Here is a 3243-nt window from a genome sequence, read left to right on the forward strand (position 1 = left end):
TGACGAGTCTCTTCAACCCGTATTGTCCCGCATGAGTGTGGAAAGCGATTCAGTTGGCGCCGGAATCATGTCTCATGAAACTGCAATCCGCCTGCCGAAGACTAAGTATTCTAAGATACAGAGAATATACGAAGGCCGAGCATGAGACTTCGCAATGTCCATACTCGGCCTATAAAACGAAGACGAGCCTCAGAGTCAATCCACTGGGAATCCTACATAAACGGGTATGCCGGTCATCTCACACCCGAAACGACTCATCACTTAGCGGCAACCTGAACTTTGACCTTGTATCCATCTGTTTTGGCAATTTGCGCATATGCGTTCTGCACAACCTTCTTGGCCTGTTTATCAGCCTCTTGCAGAAGATCGCTCTTAGTGGCCTTATTGGCTGCCGCCTTCTTGGCATCCTGCAAGGCCGCTGCAGTATCAGATACTTCGGTATCATTAAATAGCGAAGTTTGTTCATCGAAGAAACGCAATGAATCGGGATCCACGGATACGGACTGTAATTCCGCCTTCGGCAAGGTGATTGAAATCACGTGACTTTCATTGTCCACCGCAATCTTCGCCTTAGACAAATCAACACCAGCACGAATCTCATAACTATAGAACATTGTGAACTTCTTTTGGTTCACATGGGCGATTTTACCCTCAGAGAATTCTTCGAAACCGTAATCTTTCTCCCGAGCCGTAGTCAAATCCTGCATTGTTTCCAATTGACGGGAAACAACAGTATTCGTGAGCTCTGCCTTTGACTCCCCCCCCCTATCGCACGATACACCACAACACCCAACACCATAGCGACAACAACAGCTACAACACCGAGAGCAGCTTTTACTTTACCCATTGAATAACCCCTTATTATCTCTTCGACATTTCTAAACTTGAATTCGGTATAGGCACCGGATTCATCAATCGGCCTCTCTCAACCGAATATGGAATAGTCTAATGCTCTATTTTGACCTTTTACAGCCCGAGAATCTGCTTCTTTTTGGAGTCGAACTCATCTTGGGTCAGAATCCCCGCATCCAACAGTTCCTTGAGTTTCTTGACCGCGTCCAATTGCTCGCTCACCGACATGGATGGCACCGAAGACGCAACCGTGGATGATTCCGATGCAACCGGAGCGGACTGCTGAGACTGCGGCTGCCGCGATGCCTGCATGGGCTCCTGCGCAGACGCCACACCGGTTTGCGCTCCGGTCATAGGATTGATTCCCTGCGCGAACGCGGTACCGAACATCAGCGCGCCCGCATCGCCGAAACCATGGTTCTCCACACCTTGCGCGATCTTCTGCTGCGCGGCCACGTTCGAGGCATGCTGGGACACGTCCTCGTACGCCTTCAGATCCATCTTGTTGGCGGAATACTTCTGCACCAAGGCGCGTGATTCCGGCGAGAACTCGATGTTCTCGATGCCGATTTTCACGATGTTGAAGCCGAACCGCGCAGGCCATGTGCCGGCATTCTGCGTGTCGTTCGCGACTTTAAGCGCGATGTCGTTCGCCTGCGCCGGAAGCTGCGAGATCCGGTACTGCGCCGACAACGCGTTCAACGCCACGGTGAACGACTGCAGGAATTCCGACAGAATCTGCGAGCGCGCCTGTGGATCATCGAACGAGTACGAAGTGACGTTCGCGGGAACGAAATTACGGATGAATCTTACCGGATCACCGATTTGGATGGTGAACGAGCCATAGGAGAAAATCTCAAGATCCGTCCCGTAGAACAGATCGTTGTACATGAGCGGGCCGCGTGTGCCGAATTTGATGCCACGGATTTCACGCAAATTGACATATGCGATCTGCTTGTAATCGGATGTGATGCCACCATAGCCGATACGTTCTCCGATCTGTTGGAAAAGCGACTTTCCGGCCCCGTCACCGTTGAACAGACTGTCCTGACCGTCGTGGTATTCGTAACCGCCCGGCTGGGAGATGATGTTCTCGATGCCCGACTGGTTGAAAATGAACGCTGCCGTGTTCTCCGGCACATAGATCTTCGAACCATTGGTAATCACGCCCTCGGAGCCTCGGCCGTTCGAACCACGGCCGTTGTCTCTGCCCCGTAGGATTCCAGGCACGACAGCAGAGTGCTCATTGAAACGCCCCGCAGTGACGATATCCTTCCACTGATCGCCGAAGGTCCCTCCTACGGCGCCACCGATTGCCTGCAATATGCCCATGATGTATAATCCCGCTTCCGCTTATCGTTAAATTCTCATTGCAGAGTCTGTACCGTATCGCAGTATCCGCATTGCACCGTCATGCCCGTTCTGCCCGAAAGCGGCGCCTTGCATCCAATGCATTTCGTGGTGATGGCTTTTCTGGCAAGCGCACTTTGCCCTCCTGCGGTCGGAACGTCAAGGGACGTTTTGACCCTATCGACAGTGTCTTTGATCATGCCGGCGAACATTTCGACTCCGGGCACGCTTCTACGTAGGGACGCGGCCGCGGGAGACCTTGTTCCCAGCACCTCCATGCTGATGGCATCCAGCCAGGAAGCGGCCATCTTGCGACTCGCGTTTTTCTCTGGATTGCTGAAGATGAAAGAGATTTCCCTTCCGCCTGGATAAAGCTTCATCGTTGCCTCGTAGTCCGATGCCCGGCAATCCGTCCGAATCTCATCCGCCTGTGTTTCCAGTTCGTTCAGTGGATAGATGAGACATGAACGGTTTCCTCCCGTTCGGCGTTTTCCGCTCCATTCATACACCAGCCGCATATTGGTGAGAATCAGTTTCCCGTCCTGCCTGCCTTTGATATTGTCACAATGCACGGAATCATCAGTGAGCACAATCGTCTCATTGGGCAGCTGCATATATTCGGACATGGTTCTCCTACCTCATAGTGATGGAGACGGGTTCGAGCTCCAACAGGTCGGACGCGGAGTCGTAATTTTTGATTCTGGCGATGACATGGATGTTGAGATTCGTGGTGAACGAATCGGGAATGTTGCCACCTTTCAGATGGAGGTCATAGTAGTTCACATTCGAGAAGTGGAAATTCGGACTTTGCTTATTGCCGGCGTCGCCCACGAGAATCAGGTAATCGAATCGGGTTTTGTATGAATCGTGATGCGTCACCGCAGCCGTATAACCGTCAAATTCGATTTCTTTTCCTTGATATTTGTTCGCGAAGTTCCCGACGGCCTGGCTTGAATCGTTCCCCGCTAATAGTTGGGCAAACTCCTGATTGTTCTGAGCGGTGATGGTTCCCTGCACTTCTGTGGAGGATTCCGAAGAGGA

At 52.0% G+C, this 3243-nt stretch carries 4 protein-coding genes; all 4 read right to left on the reverse strand.

What is annotated here, in order from left to right:
* Positions 1-257: 257 nt before the first annotated feature.
* Positions 258-707 (reverse strand): DUF4230 domain-containing protein, encoded by a 450-nt coding sequence (locus tag B3C64_RS03255; protein WP_291533692.1) that lies wholly within the window; start codon positions 705-707, stop codon positions 258-260.
* Between the two features lie 259 nt (positions 708-966).
* Positions 967-2184 (reverse strand): SPFH domain-containing protein, encoded by a 1218-nt coding sequence (locus tag B3C64_RS03260; protein ID WP_291533693.1) that lies wholly within the window; start codon positions 2182-2184, stop codon positions 967-969.
* Between the two features lie 35 nt (positions 2185-2219).
* Entirely contained in the window at positions 2220-2828 is a 609-nt protein-coding gene (locus B3C64_RS03265) for a hypothetical protein (RefSeq protein WP_291533694.1), read from the reverse strand.
* A gap of 7 nt (positions 2829-2835) precedes the next feature.
* Positions 2836-3243 (reverse strand): DUF4839 domain-containing protein (locus tag B3C64_RS03270; protein WP_291533696.1); only part of this gene is annotated, 408 nt, incomplete at its 5' end.

This window comes from Bifidobacterium sp. UBA6881 (assembly GCA_002451435.1).
Taxonomy (GTDB): domain Bacteria; phylum Actinomycetota; class Actinomycetes; order Actinomycetales; family Bifidobacteriaceae; genus Bifidobacterium.